The sequence below is a fragment of the Cryptosporangium minutisporangium genome (assembly GCF_039536245.1).
Taxonomy (GTDB): Bacteria; Actinomycetota; Actinomycetes; order Mycobacteriales; family Cryptosporangiaceae; genus Cryptosporangium; species Cryptosporangium minutisporangium.
Genome location: NZ_BAAAYN010000028.1, coordinates 79,762 through 92,575, shown reverse-complemented (window position 1 = coordinate 92,575; position 12,814 = coordinate 79,762). Strand labels below are relative to the sequence as shown.

13 protein-coding genes, 2 tRNA genes and 1 other RNA gene are annotated in these 12,814 nt (G+C 69.0%); 13 read left to right on the top strand and 3 right to left on the bottom strand.

All coding sequences use genetic code 11. The features are described from left to right. Positions 1 to 110: 110 nt before the first annotated feature. From prfB to ABEB28_RS22245, 6 genes are all read left to right on the top strand, one after another. Positions 111 to 1,226, top strand: a complete 1,116-nt coding sequence (prfB, locus tag ABEB28_RS22270) for a peptide chain release factor 2 (protein ID WP_345730101.1) — start codon at positions 111 to 113, stop codon at positions 1,224 to 1,226. 541 nt (positions 1,227 to 1,767) lie between these two features. After that, complete coding sequence (locus ABEB28_RS22265) at positions 1,768 to 2,814, top strand: LPXTG cell wall anchor domain-containing protein (RefSeq protein WP_345730100.1); 1,047 nt, start codon at positions 1,768 to 1,770, stop codon at positions 2,812 to 2,814. A gap of 660 nt (positions 2,815 to 3,474) precedes the next feature. After that, positions 3,475 to 4,155: a cell division ATP-binding protein FtsE gene (gene ftsE / locus ABEB28_RS22260; RefSeq protein ID WP_345730099.1), complete on the top strand. Its 681-nt coding sequence runs from the start codon at positions 3,475 to 3,477 to the stop codon at positions 4,153 to 4,155. Between the two features lie 89 nt (positions 4,156 to 4,244). Beyond that, positions 4,245 to 5,126 carry a permease-like cell division protein FtsX gene (gene ftsX, locus ABEB28_RS22255; protein ID WP_345730098.1) on the top strand — a complete coding sequence of 294 codons (882 nt, stop codon included), beginning with the start codon at positions 4,245 to 4,247 and terminating at the stop codon, positions 5,124 to 5,126. Between the two features lie 86 nt (positions 5,127 to 5,212). Further along, complete coding sequence (locus ABEB28_RS22250) at positions 5,213 to 6,481, top strand: M23 family metallopeptidase (RefSeq protein WP_345730097.1); 1,269 nt, start codon at positions 5,213 to 5,215, stop codon at positions 6,479 to 6,481. Between the two features lie 66 nt (positions 6,482 to 6,547). Beyond that, positions 6,548 to 7,522: a helix-turn-helix transcriptional regulator gene (locus ABEB28_RS22245; protein WP_345730096.1), complete on the top strand. Its 975-nt coding sequence runs from the start codon at positions 6,548 to 6,550 to the stop codon at positions 7,520 to 7,522. Here ABEB28_RS22245 and deoC read toward each other — a convergent pair. Further along, complete coding sequence (deoC, locus tag ABEB28_RS22240; protein ID WP_345730105.1) at positions 7,519 to 8,187, bottom strand: deoxyribose-phosphate aldolase; 669 nt, start codon at positions 8,185 to 8,187, stop codon at positions 7,519 to 7,521. The two genes, ABEB28_RS22245 and deoC, sit on opposite strands and share 4 nt — an antisense overlap. Before the next feature lie 11 nt (positions 8,188 to 8,198). Beyond that, entirely contained in the window at positions 8,199 to 8,927 is a 729-nt protein-coding gene (locus tag ABEB28_RS22235) for a GntR family transcriptional regulator (RefSeq protein ID WP_345730095.1), read from the bottom strand. Between the two features lie 201 nt (positions 8,928 to 9,128). Here ABEB28_RS22235 and smpB point away from each other — a divergent pair, with 201 nt between their 5' ends. The 4 genes from smpB to ABEB28_RS22215 all read left to right on the top strand — a co-directional run bounded on the left by smpB (position 9,129) and on the right by ABEB28_RS22215 (position 10,813). Next, entirely contained in the window at positions 9,129 to 9,605 is a 477-nt protein-coding gene (smpB, locus tag ABEB28_RS22230; protein ID WP_345730094.1) for an SsrA-binding protein SmpB, read from the top strand. A gap of 49 nt (positions 9,606 to 9,654) precedes the next feature. Beyond that, positions 9,655 to 10,026: a transfer-messenger RNA gene (ssrA, locus tag ABEB28_RS22225) on the top strand. A gap of 119 nt (positions 10,027 to 10,145) precedes the next feature. Then, complete coding sequence (locus tag ABEB28_RS22220; protein ID WP_345730093.1) at positions 10,146 to 10,661, top strand: MarR family winged helix-turn-helix transcriptional regulator; 516 nt, start codon at positions 10,146 to 10,148, stop codon at positions 10,659 to 10,661. Positions 10,662 to 10,737: 76 nt separating this feature from the next. Continuing rightward, a tRNA-OTHER gene (locus ABEB28_RS22215) sits at positions 10,738 to 10,813 on the top strand. A 6-nt stretch (positions 10,814 to 10,819) separates the two neighbouring features. Here ABEB28_RS22215 and ABEB28_RS22210 read toward each other — a convergent pair. Further along, positions 10,820 to 11,626 carry an S-methyl-5'-thioadenosine phosphorylase gene (locus ABEB28_RS22210; protein ID WP_345730092.1) on the bottom strand — a complete coding sequence of 269 codons (807 nt, stop codon included), beginning with the start codon at positions 11,624 to 11,626 and terminating at the stop codon, positions 10,820 to 10,822. Between the two features lie 80 nt (positions 11,627 to 11,706). Here ABEB28_RS22210 and ABEB28_RS22205 point away from each other — a divergent pair, with 80 nt between their 5' ends. The 3 genes from ABEB28_RS22205 (at position 11,707) to ABEB28_RS22195 (ending at position 12,807) form a co-directional block, all read left to right on the top strand. Beyond that, positions 11,707 to 11,901 (top strand): CsbD family protein, encoded by a 195-nt coding sequence (locus tag ABEB28_RS22205; protein WP_345730091.1) that lies wholly within the window; start codon positions 11,707 to 11,709, stop codon positions 11,899 to 11,901. Between the two features lie 168 nt (positions 11,902 to 12,069). Beyond that, a complete protein-coding gene (locus ABEB28_RS22200) occupies positions 12,070 to 12,639 on the top strand; it encodes a YqgE/AlgH family protein (RefSeq protein ID WP_345730090.1) in 570 nt (189 codons plus the stop codon). Between the two features lie 92 nt (positions 12,640 to 12,731). After that, positions 12,732 to 12,807: transfer RNA gene (locus ABEB28_RS22195), tRNA-Ala, on the top strand. Positions 12,808 to 12,814: the final 7 nt, after the last annotated feature.

Sequence of the window (12,814 nt, the reverse complement as noted above, 5' to 3'; positions counted from 1 at the left end):
GCTGGCTGGGTCCAGAGCGTGGGTGGCCGTCGGCTGTGTGAGCCCGGGAAGCGGGCTGGGGACGCGGCGGTGAAGCGGGCGGGGCGTCGGACCGCGTAGGCTGGTTTGCTGTGGCTGCCGTCGACCTTCACGAAGAGCTCAAGGCTCTCGACACGACCCTTTCCTCGGTCGAGAGTGTGCTCGACCTCGACAAGCTCCGGCGTGAACTGGCTGAGCTGAACGAGGCGGCCGCTGCTCCGGATCTCTGGGACGACCAGGAACGGGCGCAGCAACTCACCTCCCGCCTCTCGTTCGTCCAGGGCGAGCTCAACAAGGTCCAGGGACTGCGGCAACGGCTGGACGACGCCCAACTCCTGCTGGAGATGGCCGAGGACGAGGACGATTCCGGGTCGGTCCAGGAGGTCGCGACCGAGCTGGCCGCCCTCCGCACGATGATCGAGGAGCTCGAGGTACGGACGCTCCTCTCCGGCGAGTACGACCAGCGCGAGGCGCTGATCACGATCCGGGCCGAGGCCGGCGGCGTCGACGCGGCCGACTTCGCGGAGATGCTGCTGCGGATGTACCTCCGCTGGGCGGAGCGCCACCACTACGGCACCGAGGTCTACGACACCTCCTACGCCGAAGAGGCCGGGATCAAGTCCGCGACGTTCACGGTCCGGGCTCCGTACGCCTACGGCACCCTCTCGGTGGAGCAGGGCACGCACCGCCTGGTGCGGATCAGCCCCTACGACAACCAGGGCCGCCGCCAGACGTCGTTCGCCGGCGTCGAGGTGCTGCCGGTCGTCGAGCAGAACGACCACGTCGACATCCCGGAGAACGACATCCGGATCGACGTGTTCCGCTCCTCCGGGCCCGGCGGGCAGAGCGTCAACACCACCGACTCCGCGGTGCGCATCACGCACATCCCGACCGGCATCGTGGTGTCCTGCCAGAACGAGAAGTCGCAGATCCAGAACCGGGCGGCCGCGATGCGGGTGCTGCAGGCGCGGCTGCTCGAGCGGCGACGCGTCGAGCAGAAGGCCGAGATGGACGCGCTGCGCGGCGATGGTGGCAACTCCTGGGGCAACCAAATGCGCTCCTACGTCGTCCACCCGTACCAGATGGTGAAGGACCTGCGGACCGACCACGAGGTCGGAAACCCGCAGGCGGTCTTCGACGGCGACATCGACGGGTTCATCGAGGCCGGCATCCGCTGGCGCAAGCAGCAGGAGGCCGCCGTCTCCTGACGGCACCTCGCTCCGTAGGACGCGGGCCGCTCTCTCCATCGGAGGGGGCGGCCCGCGGCCTTCGTACCCCCGAGGTGATCCACCGATCGGTCAACGCCGGGTCAACCTTTCCGCGTCTCCGTCCAGGTTGGTCGCGGTATGACTACGCCGTGGCCGAGAGGTGCGAGGGAAGCGGTCCGTGATCGCCGTTCGCGGCCCTGACCAGGTGTTATCCACGTCACCGGCCGTCGGGCCGAGGTGCGGCGACTGCCGAGGGGTGCCGAGTGGTTGCCAGAGCAGGCCTAAAGGTTGCCCGAACCCACCTTAACCAGCGGTCCGTCGCGCCTCTTAAATCTCGCTCACAACATTCGCATAGCTATGGCGTGACATCGCATTGTTAACGTATGGTCTGGCCTCAGCAGCGAATCCCCGCTCCTCCGCGCTAGTCGTTGATGAGTCGGATCGGAATCGCCGCGACTAGGGGGCACGAGCGTTTATGGGGTCCGCGTCTGCGCGGATGCTATCCGCGACGTGTCCTTCGTCGTTCCCAGATGTTCTTTAGATGTCCACCGAGGGAATGGAAGTGCTTGAGATGGCCCGAGGCTTACGCGGTGCGCTCCGCCGTGGCCTTGCCGCGACGATGGTGACCGGTCTGGTGACCATGGGTGCGGTGGCGCTGACCGCCGCCCCGGCGAACGCGCACGAGAACTACGTCAAGGGCACCGCCGAGTGTGTCGACGGCCGTTACGTCGTCGAGTGGTCGGTGCAGAACCTTGACAAGGACCACGACGAGAAGCTGACCGTCCAGTTCGAGCCCACGGGCAGCGAAACCGAGATCGGCGACTCGATCAAGGCCGGCGAGACGATCGAGGGCAAGCAGGTTCTGCCCAAGGGCAGCCGTGGCATCAAGGATGCCCAGGGCCGCGACGTCGCGAAGATCTTCGTCAAGGGCACGTTCTTCACCAAGGACGGCAAGCCGGCGTTCGAGGAGGACGGCAAGACGCCGCTCGAGCACAAGGAGTGGGTCGACGTCCCGCTGCCCGGCACCTGCGGTGACGTGAAGCCGACCGAGACGCCGGCTCCGGACAAGCCGTCCGCCTCGATCGTTCTGAGCTGCGAGGCGTTCTCGATCGAGCTGACGAACCCGACTGACAAGTCCGTCAAGTTCCGGGTCTTCATCAAGCTGGACGACGAGGAGCCCCTGACCGAGGAGTTCCGGGTCGACGCCGGCGAGCGGCTGACGCTGCCCGAGGACCTCGAGAAGGGCGACACCGGCACCGTCGGCAAGGTCTCCGAGGACGGCGAGCTCGACTTCTCCACGATCAAGGTCGCGGTCGCGGTGCGTGGCGACAAGCTGGCTGAGAAGAGCCTCGACGTCACCAAGTGCGACGACGGTGCTGAGCCGAGCGCGTCTGCCTCGCCGAGCGCGAGCGCCAGCGTTGCCCCGGGCGGCGCCGACGCTTCGCCGAGCGTCTCCCCGGCTGCGGACAGCGAGGGTAGCCTCCCCGTCACCGGTGCCAGCCTCGGTGGTCTCATCGCCGCCGCTGCCCTGGTGCTCGGCCTGGGTGTCGCGATGGTGGTCTTCACCCGGCGTCGCAAGCGGGCCTGATTCACCAGCCCGGGAGCTGGTCTCCCGGGCGCCTGATCAGGCGAAAGCCTGATCGCGAATAGCACGATCGATAGCGCGAGAACGAGGGTTATTCGGCCGGCCCTTGCCCACCGCCCTTAACCGGGCGCAGGTGGGAGGCTGAATAACTCTCGCCAGTTGGCCCGGCCGCCCCAGTGCGGCCGGGCCAACTGCTTTGTCGGGGCGGCCCGAGTCGCTGGTCGCGAGGAACCTATCGCTATCTCTAGCCAATTCTTATCGCCACATTAAGAATTCCGGACGCGCCATCCGGCCCGGAGCTGCAATTCCGAGGTCGGCACGGTGGGGCGAACCGGACACCTGCTCGCCCGGGGTTGCGCTCTCGATGACAGAGCATTGGCAACGTCCGGCGATTCGCCCAGGAACGTCGCGGCGCAGAGTGACGAGCCGGATTCGCCGCGAAGGGTGAACGCCCCGTCTCGTCCCACCCTCCTCAGAGCGAACCTTCCGTCACGGCGGTGGATCCGGACACGAGACTGTGAGGTCTCCGGACGCGCCACGGCGCAGGTTCCGACCGATTCGACCGCTGTCGGCGCCCGCCCGCGGCCCGACTCTGAACAAGACCGTAGGAGAGCTGTGTAGCCCGGCCTGACCGCCAGGTCGGTGTGGCTAGACTCGGCCCCCGTGATCACCCTCGACCGCGTGACCAAGACGTACCCGAAGTCGCGTCGCCCCGCCCTCGACGACGTGAACGTCAACGTCGAGAAGGGCGAGTTCGTCTTCTTCATCGGGCCGTCGGGTTCAGGGAAGTCCACGTTCATTCGGTTGCTCCTCAAGGAGGAGACCCCCACCTCCGGCAAGGTGCTGGTCGCTGGACGGGACGTCGCGACGATCCGTCCGTGGAAGGTGCCGCAGCTCCGACGCAGCGTGGGCTGCGTCTTCCAGGACTTCCGGCTGCTTCCGAACAAGACCGCGGCGGAGAACGTCGCGTTCGCCCTCGAAGTGATCGGCAAGACTCGTTCGGTGATCCGCCGGGTCGTACCCGAGGTGCTGAGTCTCGTCGGTCTGGAGGGCAAGGAGAACCGCTACCCGCACGAGCTCTCCGGTGGTGAGCAGCAGCGGGTCGCGGTGGCGCGGGCGTTCGTCAACCGGCCGCTGGTGCTGCTGGCCGACGAGCCGACCGGAAACCTCGACCCGGACACCTCGATCGAGATCATGCGTCTGCTCGACCGGATCAACCGCACGGGCACCACCGTCGTCATGGCCACGCACGACTCGAACATCGTCAACCAGATGCGCCGCCGCGTGGTCGAGCTCGATCGCGGTCGGGTCATCCGTGACCAGGCGCGCGGTGTGTACGGATGAGCGTGGCCGCTACCCACCGCTGAAGCCCCCCACTCCAACCGCCAGCGGTCGTCGGCTCCCGCTGCGGTCTCCATCCTCCTGAGGAATCCATGCGTGCCAAGTTCGTCCTGACCGAAGCTGCGACTGGCCTGTGGCGCAACGTCACGATGACGGTCGCCCTGATCCTCACCACGGCGATTTCGCTGGCGCTGCTGGGCGCGGGCGGCTTGCTGTACACGGAGGTCAACAAGACGAAGGACCTGCTCTACGCGCAGGTCGAGGTCTCGATCTTCCTCGAGACTGCGGTCACGACCGAACAGAAGGACGCGCTTCAGCAAAAGCTGGAGGACGATCCGGAGATCCAGTCGGTCACGTACGAGAGCAAGGACGAGGCCTACGAGCGGTTCAAGGAGCTGTTCGCGGACTCGCCCGACCTGGTCGAGAACACCAAGCCGGAGTCGCTGCCGGAGTCGTTCCGGATCAAGCTGGAGGATCCGTCCGAGGCCGGCGCCGTCGACGCGGCCTACAAGGACCAGCCGGGCGTGGACGTCGTCTCCACTCAGCAGGAACTCGTCGGCCGGTTGTTCGACGCGATCGACGCGGTGAAGAACCTCGCGCTGGTCGTCTCGCTGGTCTCCGGTGCCGCTGCGGTGCTGCTGATCGGTAACACCATTCAGGTCGCCGCCTACAGTCGGCGGCGCGAGGTCAGCATCATGAAGCTCGTCGGTGCGTCGAACTGGTACGTGCGCCTGCCGTTCGTGCTCGAGGCCGCGGTCGCCGGCCTGATCGGTGCGCTTCTCGCCTCGATCGGACTGGCGATCGCGAAGCTGCTCGTCATCGACGACGCGCTGGAGGCGTTGGGCCAGAACAGCGTCGTCCCGACGATCGGCTGGGGCGAGATCGCGGTGACCGCGCCGCTGCTGGCGCTGGTAGCGGTCCTCACTGCCGGTGTCACCGGCTGGACGACGTTGCGGTTCTACGTGAAGGTGTGACGCGCCGGTAGAGCAGTGACTTTTGTGAACTAAACGGGCGAGTCGTACCGTATCCCCCGGTCGTCATCAAGGACCGGGGGGTCGGAATGCGGGTGGAGCGTGGCCGCGTCTTCGCGGTGAGCTTGGTTCTCGCGATGGGAGCCGCGCTCCTCGTCCACCTACCGGGCGTGCAGGCCCGGAATGGACCGTCACCGGCCGACCGGGTCGAAGCGAGGCGGGAGCTGCAACGGGCCGCCGCGATCATGGAGAACGCCACCGCCAGGGCCCGGGCGGCCACCGAGGCGTTCGTCGCTGCCTCCCAGCGTCTGCCTACGGCGCAGACCCGAGTCGCGTCCGCGCAGGGGCGAGTCGCCGCGTCCCAGGTCCGGGCGGCGTCGGCCGAGCGGCAGGCGGTGCGTGCGGCCCACGCCCTGCGGATCGCCCAGCAGCGTTTCGACGCCGCCGAGGCTGCGGTGGAGGCGGCCCGGGAGCAGCTCGGCACGTTCGTCCGCTCCACGTACGAGGGCCGGTCCTACATGGTGCTGTCCGCGCTCGGCGCGGTCGGTGGCCCCGACGAGCTGCTCGACCGTCTCAACTACACGACCCGGCTGGTGGACGGTCAGCGCGACGCCGTCGACCTCGTCGAACGACGTCGGCAGGACGTCGCCGAACAGCGCGCGATCGTCGCCGAACAAAAGCGCCGGGCCGACGTCGCCCGCACCCAGGCCCGCCGGGCGCTCGCCGCCGCACGGGCCGAGCAGCACGCCGCGCAAGCGGCGCAGGCGGAGATGCTCAGCCTGGTCGCGCAGCGGCGGAACGCCGTCCGGGTGGCCGGGCAGGAGCAGCGGGCCAGTGAGGCCCGCTACGCCGAGGCGCAGGCCGAGTCGTACCGGATCGGGCAGGCACTGCGCGCCACGGCCCGCCGGGAGCGCGGCGGATCGAGCCGGGCCCGCAGCTACCGCCCCCGGATGGGACGTCCGGGCCAGCTGTGGATGCCGGTGTCCGGCTGGAAGTCCAGCGACTTCGGCTGGCGCTTCGACCCGTACTACCACCGCTCGCAGCTGCACGCGGGCACCGACTTCGCGGCCCCGGCCGGTGCCTCGATCCGGGCTGCGGCCGGTGGGGTGGTGGCCCGGGCCGGCTGGAACGGCGGCTACGGCAACTACACCTGCATCTACCACGGTGACCTCGCCAACGGCTCCGGCCTGTCGACCTGCTACGCCCATCAGTCGAAGATCCTGGTCTGGGTCGGGCAGCGGGTCAGCCGCGGCGAGGTCATCGGCAGGGTCGGCACGACCGGCGCCTCGACCGGTAACCACCTGCACTTCGAGGTACGGCTGGACGGGAACCCCGTCAACCCGCTCGGCTTCCTCTGACGCGTCCTCGGTCAGGCGCGGGCCTTCCGGTCAGTTTCTGACCGGAAGCCCTGTCAAGATCGCGGTATGGCCAACACCAGTTCCCGCACGCTCCGGCTGCTGTCGTTGCTGCAGACCCACCGCCACTGGTCCGGCACCGATCTGGCCGACCGCCTCGGCGTCTCGGAGCGCACTCTCCGCCGGGACGTCGACCGCCTGCGGGAACTCGGCTACCCGGTGCGCACCTCCCGAGGTACCGACGGCGGTTATCAGCTGTCGCCCGGTGCGGTCCTGCCGCCGCTGCTGCTCGACGACGAGGAAGGCGTCGCGCTGGCGGTCGGCATGGGTGACGCCACGCAGAGCGGCATCGCCGGGATCGAGGAGGCGGCGGTGCGCGCGCTGACCAAAGTGGTGCAGGTCCTACCGCCGCGTCTCCGCGCCCGGGTGAACGCGGTACGCGCCGTGACCATCTCCCCGACGGCCGCGGGGCCGGTCGTGCCCGCCGAGGTGCTCACGGTCATCGCCCAAGCGTGCCGGGACGAGGAGCGGCTGCGATTCGGCTACACCGCGCGCGGCGGCCCCGACACCGAGCGGGAAGTCGAACCGCACCGCCTCGTCGCGCTCGGCGGCCGCTGGTACCTGGTCGCCTACGACCTGACCCGGCACGACTGGCGCAGCTTCCGCCTCGACCGGGTGACCGACCCGCACAGCACGGGATCGCCGTTCCGTCCACGAACCCTGCCCGCCGAGGACGCCGCTCAATTCGTACGCACCTCCACCGGCGTCCCGTCCGGACACACCGTGCAAGCCCTGGTGCACGCGCCCGCCGACCGCGTTCGCCAGGCCGTCGGGCAGTGGGGCACGATCGAACCCGTCGACAGCGGACGCTGCCGACTCACGATGGTCTCCACCAGCCTGGACTGGCCCACCCAAGCGTTGGGCAACATCGGCGCTGAATTCGAGGTGCTCAGCCCGCCGGAGTTCGTCGACCACCTCCGGGACTGGGGAAGCCGATTTCTCCGAGCCGCCCACGGACCAGCGGCCTCGGTCAACTCCCTCTAGGCGCCGAGTGGTTGGCCCTCGCGGCGCTCCCGGGCGGCGAAATCGTCGAGGATGGCCTCGGTCGTGGTCGCGCCGAATCGGGTTGCGCCCGCGGCGTGCAGGGCGAGGAGGGTGTCCAGCGTGCGGACCCCACCCGCGGCCTTCACCTCGATCGACGGCGAGACCGTGGCCCGCATCAACGTGATGTCGGCCAGCGTCGCACCGCCCGGCGCGAACCCGGTGCTCGTCTTGACGAAATGCGCGCCCGCTCGTTCGGCGAGGCGGCAGCCGGTGACCTTCTCGTCGTCGGTCAGGTACGCGTTCTCCAAGATCACCTTGACCACGCAGCCGTTGGCGGCCGCGACCACCGCGGCGATGTCGTCGTGGACGTAGTCGGTCTCCCCGGCGCGGAGCCGGCCGATGTGCAGCACCATGTCGATCTCGTCGGCGCCGGCCTCGACGAGGGCCCTGGTCTCGGCGACCTTGACGGCGGTGGTGGTGCTCCCGTGCGGAAAGCCGGCGACGGTTCCGATCAGGACGCCGGTGCCGCGCAGCGCCGTCACGGCCAGCGGCACGTCGGACGGGCGGACGCACACCGACGCGGTGGCGCGCCGGGCCGCAACCTCGCAGCCGCGGAGGACGTCGTCGGTGGTCAGTTCGGGGCGGAGTAGCGAGTGGTCGATCATCTTGGCGATGTTCACGGGTTCTCTCCCGACTCGGGTGGGTGCACGTCGAACGTCACCCGCAAGGCGTAGCGAGAGCCGACGTAGCGGCTGATCGTGTACTCGAGGGGCATCGAGTCCTGGTCGACGATGAGGCGGGTCTCGACGAGCAGAGGTTCGGTGGCGGGCACCTGCAGGCGGCCGCCGTCAGGACCGGCGGGCTGGGCGGTCAGGGTCGAGGATCCGAGGGTGGGCCGCAGACCCAGCGCGTGCAGGGCGCGGTGCAACGAACCGGTCTCCACGTCGACGTCGAGCAGCGCGGTCAGGTGCGGCGGGAAGCACGCGTACTCCACGGCCAGGGGCGCCGCGTCGGCGAGTCGCACCCGGGTGATCGACACGACCCGGGGCGTCGCGGCGGTCAGCGCGAGCGCCGCGGCTTCCTCCGGAGTGGCGGGCCTGACCTCGGCCTCGACCAGTCGCGACGACGGCGTCCTGCCCCAGCTGCGGACCTGGTCCTGGAAGCTGCTCAGGGTGCCTGCGGGCCGGGGCGTCGGAGGTTGCCGGACGAACGTGCCGCGTCCCTGGATGCGCTCGATCAGGCCGTCGGCCTCCAGCGCGTTGAGGGCGGCCCGCACCGTCATCCGCGCGACGCCGAACTCCTGGGCGAGGGCGGCTTCCGCCGGTACGACGTCACCGGGCTCTGCGCGGGCCAGGCGCGCACGCAGTTCTCGTTCGATGCGCGCGTAGAGCGGCACCTTGACCATCGGGTCCTCCAGGTCATCTAGACAACCTAGAGCTTAGCTGCAGCCGGGAGGCTCGTCCAGCGCGGGCGACCGCGACGCCGTCCACCAGCCTTCGGACCGGCCCCAGCCGCGACCGAAATCCGGTCGTCCGTTCGCCGTAGGATTGACCTTCGGGCCGCATTCGGTCGGTCCGTGATCGTTTCGCGAAGGGCAGGAGGGTCGATGCCGCGGGAGACCGGACGCAAGGTCATCGCGTCCAACCGCAAGGCTCGGCACGACTACACGGTGCTCGACACCTGGGAGGCCGGCATCGTCCTGACCGGCACCGAGGTGAAATCGCTGCGCGCCGGCCGGGCCTCACTCGTCGACGGCTTCGGGTTGGTCGACGACGGTGAGGTGTACCTGCACGGTGTGCACATCCCGGAGTACGTCGCCGGCACCTGGACCAACCACGCGCCGCGCCGCGTCCGGAAGTTGCTGCTGCACCGGTCGGAGATCGAGAAGCTGATCGGCAAGATCAAGGAGGGCGGGCTGACGCTCGTCCCGCTCTCGCTCTACTTCTCCGACGGGCGGGCCAAGGTCGAGCTGGCGCTCGCGCGCGGTAAGAAGGCCTGGGACAAGCGGCAAGACATGGCCAAGCGGGACGCCAACCGGGAGATCGCCCGCGCCTACGGCCGGAACCTCAAGGGTCGGCGCTAGGAATATGGGCTCGCGGGACTGGTTAGACTAGGGCGGAACACACCGACCAGGGGGTGATTGGTCTCGACATCGTTCGTTGAGACAGGAGAAGCGGGCCGAGGAAGGCAACGATGACCTCGTAAACCATGCGTTGCAACCAATTAAGCGCCGATGTTAATCAGCGCGAGCTCGCTCTTGCTGCCTAAGTAAGAGCGACTCTGTCAGACCGGGTTCGCCTTCGGCCCGGACCCTGGCATCAGCTAGAAGGCTCACTTGCTGGCCCGGCCATCGGGGCCAGTTGGGACATCTCACAGTGGCTGGGCTCGTCACACTGGCTTGTTCGCGTGACCAGTGGGGCCGAGTAGAGACATAGCGAACTGCGCCCGGAGAAGACCTGTTGAGGCGACGGTGGACGCGGGTTCGATTCCCGCCACCTCCACGCTGCAAAAGCCCCGGCCCTCGCGGCCGGGGTTTTTGCGTACCCCGAGCCCATGGCGGACGCTCCTCCGTCCCACTACAGTTGTACCAAGCAAGTTTTTGCCCGAGGAGACACATTCCGCCATGGCTGACTCCAGCGCCGCCGTCGCGGCGGCGCAGCCGTCCCCCGTCCCCGCGCCGCGCTCCGACTCGATGGTCACTGAGTTGGGGCGTCAGCTCGCCCGGTTCGGCCGCGCGATGGTGCGGTACAAAGCCCAGCAGACGGTCAGCGTCGGGGAAGCCGCCACCGCCGCGTACGGCCTGCTCTTTCAGCTCGCCGAGCGTCCTCAGCGAGCCGGCGCGCTCGCCGAGGCCGTCCACGCCGACCCGTCGACGGTGAGCCGGCAGGTCGCCCAGCTCGTCGACCGCGGGTTGGTCGAGCGTCAGCCCGACCCTGCGGACGGCCGGGCCTGCGTCCTGGCGCCGACGGCCGCCGGGCGTGAGGTCATCGACGTCCTCCGGCGGCGCCGCGACGACCATCTCGCCGCGGTCCTTCGCAACTGGCCGGCCGAGGACGTCCACCAACTGGTGGGGCTGCTCAGCCGCTTCATCACCGACTTCGAGACCGCCCGTCCTCCCGGCCCGGTCGATCCGGTGTAGCGTCGCGGATCTCGAACGATCGGTTACACGCAGAGTGCGTACAGAACGCACTGAATGCGAGACACTGATCGAACCTCTCGCTGTAGCTCAGTGGACAGAGCCCTTGGAGTACCTCGAAGGAGACGCCGGTTCGACTCCGGCCAGCGAGTCCAATCCGTCTACGGCAACTCGAAGGCGATGTCGATGCCGTCGAGGGCGCGGGCGCACGCGCATTTCCGCTCGGTGGGCAGCGCCGCGGCCGTGCGCAGGATCAGCGTCCGCATGCGATCGGTGTTCTCGGCGAACACGCGGAACACCTCCTCCTGGGTGACCTCCTCGCCGGCGTCTACCCCGGCGTCCAGATCCGTGACCAGGGCCACCGCCGTGTAGCAGACGGCCAACTCACGGGCCAGCACCGCCTCCGGGTGGCCGGTCATGTTCACCACCGACCAGCCCTGCGCGCTGAACCAGCGGGACTCGGCGCGGGTGCTGAACCGGGGACCTTCGACCACCACCATCGTGCCGCCGTCGACCGGCGTGAGGTCGCTCGCCGACGCGGTGGCCAGCACCATCGCGCGTCCGTCCGCGCAGTACGGGTCGGCGAACGAGACGTGCACCGCGCCGACGTCGTGGAACGTCTGGGCGCGCCCGGAGGTGCGGTCGATCAGCTGGTCGGGCACCACGAACGTGCCGGGCCCGAGTTCCGGCCGGAGCCCGCCCACCGCACACGGCGCGAGGATCTGCCGTACGCCCAGCGATCGGAGCGCCCAGATGTTGGCCCGGTAGGGGATCCGGTGCGGCGGGAAGCGGTGGTCGCGTCCGTGGCGGGGCAGGAACGCGACGGTGCGGCCGTCGATCGTGCCGATCGTGATCGGGTCGCTGGGGGCGCCGTAGGGCGTCTCGACACTCACTTCGTCGACGTCGTCCAGCAGTGCGTAGAGGCCGGAGCCTCCGATCACGGCGACGTCCGGCCGCGCAGTCGTCATGTGGCTGACCTTACGGGGCCCGATGTGTAGCCCGGCGCACGCGGGGTAGGTAACAACTAGTCATCGGAAGGGAGTCCGAGATGAGCTTCGACGACAAGGCCGAGAACAAGGCCCAGGAGTTGAAGGGCACTGCGAAGGAGCGCTGGGGCGGTGCGACCGGCGACGAGAGTCTGCAGGCAGAAGGTAAAGCCGACAGGTCCGAGTCGAAGGCGAAGCAGGCCGGCGAGCATCTGAAGGATGCCGCGAAGAGCGTGAAGGACATCTTCAAGAAGTAGTCACATAGCGTCGCCGGTCCCCTTCGGGGGACCGGCGTTTTGCTGTCTCCAGGGCGGCTAGCACTGGTCACGTGTGTGACGACATGCTCGCGCGCAGGCGCGCGAAATGACATGCTCCGTCGGGCGCTACTGGGCGACTAGCGCAAACGATGGCGGGGGTGGTTCGGCATGATCAGCGGCATGCCGGCGGAAGACCTGACGGGGCGCCTCCTGGTCGCCTCACCTTCGTTGAAGGATCCCAACTTCGAGCGCTCGGTCGTGCTCCTGATCGCGCACGAGCCCAGTGGTGCGCTCGGCGTCGTCCTCAACCGTGCCACGGAGGTCCAGGTCGAGGACGTGCTCGACGGGTGGCAGGACTTCGCGGCGCAGCCGCAGGTGGTCTTCGAGGGTGGTCCGGTTCAGCCCGAAGCGGCGATCTGCCTGGCCCGCGTCCGCCCCGGTAGCTCGCCGGACGGGTTCAGCCGCGTCGAAGGGGTCGTCGGGACCGTGGATCTCTCCACCAGCCCCGAAACGTTCAACGGGTCGCTGGACCGGCTACGGGTGTTCGCCGGATACGCCGGCTGGGACGCCGATCAGCTGGAGTCGGAGATCGCCCAGGGCGCCTGGTTGGTCCTGGACGCGCTGCCGGGGGACGCATTCGTGCCGCAGCCGGAGGACCTCTGGTCGATGGTGCTGCGGCGGCAGGGCGGAATGCTGGCCGCGTTGGCGTTCTATCCGGCGGATCCGCAGCTGAACTGAGTCGCCGGGCGTCCTGGGGCGCCGGAGGGGCCGTGCGTGGGGCACCCGTCGGAGTGTGTACTATTCAGCAGTCGGTTCGGAACGGACCGGACGGGGCTGTGGCGCAGCTGGTAGCGCACCACACTGGCAGTGTGGGGGTCAGGGGTTCGAGTCCCCTCAGCTCCACCAGAGGTCC

Bases quoted from the DNA above. Each gene is read 5' to 3' on its own strand.
- ABEB28_RS22265 (WP_345730100.1), top strand. From the start codon at position 1,768: ATGTCCACCGAGGGAATGGAAGTGCTTGAGATGGCCCGAGGCTTACGC.
- ftsX (WP_345730098.1), top strand. From the start codon at position 4,245: ATGCGTGCCAAGTTCGTCCTGACCGAAGCTGCGACTGGCCTGTGGCGC.
- ABEB28_RS22250 (WP_345730097.1), top strand. From the start codon at position 5,213: ATGCGGGTGGAGCGTGGCCGCGTCTTCGCGGTGAGCTTGGTTCTCGCG.
- ABEB28_RS22245 (WP_345730096.1), top strand. From the start codon at position 6,548: ATGGCCAACACCAGTTCCCGCACGCTCCGGCTGCTGTCGTTGCTGCAG.
- deoC (WP_345730105.1), bottom strand. From the start codon at position 8,187: ATGATCGACCACTCGCTACTCCGCCCCGAACTGACCACCGACGACGTC.
- ABEB28_RS22235 (WP_345730095.1), bottom strand. From the start codon at position 8,927: ATGGTCAAGGTGCCGCTCTACGCGCGCATCGAACGAGAACTGCGTGCG.
- smpB (WP_345730094.1), top strand. From the start codon at position 9,129: ATGCCGCGGGAGACCGGACGCAAGGTCATCGCGTCCAACCGCAAGGCT.
- ABEB28_RS22220 (WP_345730093.1), top strand. From the start codon at position 10,146: ATGGCTGACTCCAGCGCCGCCGTCGCGGCGGCGCAGCCGTCCCCCGTC.
- ABEB28_RS22210 (WP_345730092.1), bottom strand. From the start codon at position 11,626: ATGACGACTGCGCGGCCGGACGTCGCCGTGATCGGAGGCTCCGGCCTC.
- ABEB28_RS22205 (WP_345730091.1), top strand. From the start codon at position 11,707: ATGAGCTTCGACGACAAGGCCGAGAACAAGGCCCAGGAGTTGAAGGGC.
- ABEB28_RS22200 (WP_345730090.1), top strand. From the start codon at position 12,070: ATGATCAGCGGCATGCCGGCGGAAGACCTGACGGGGCGCCTCCTGGTC.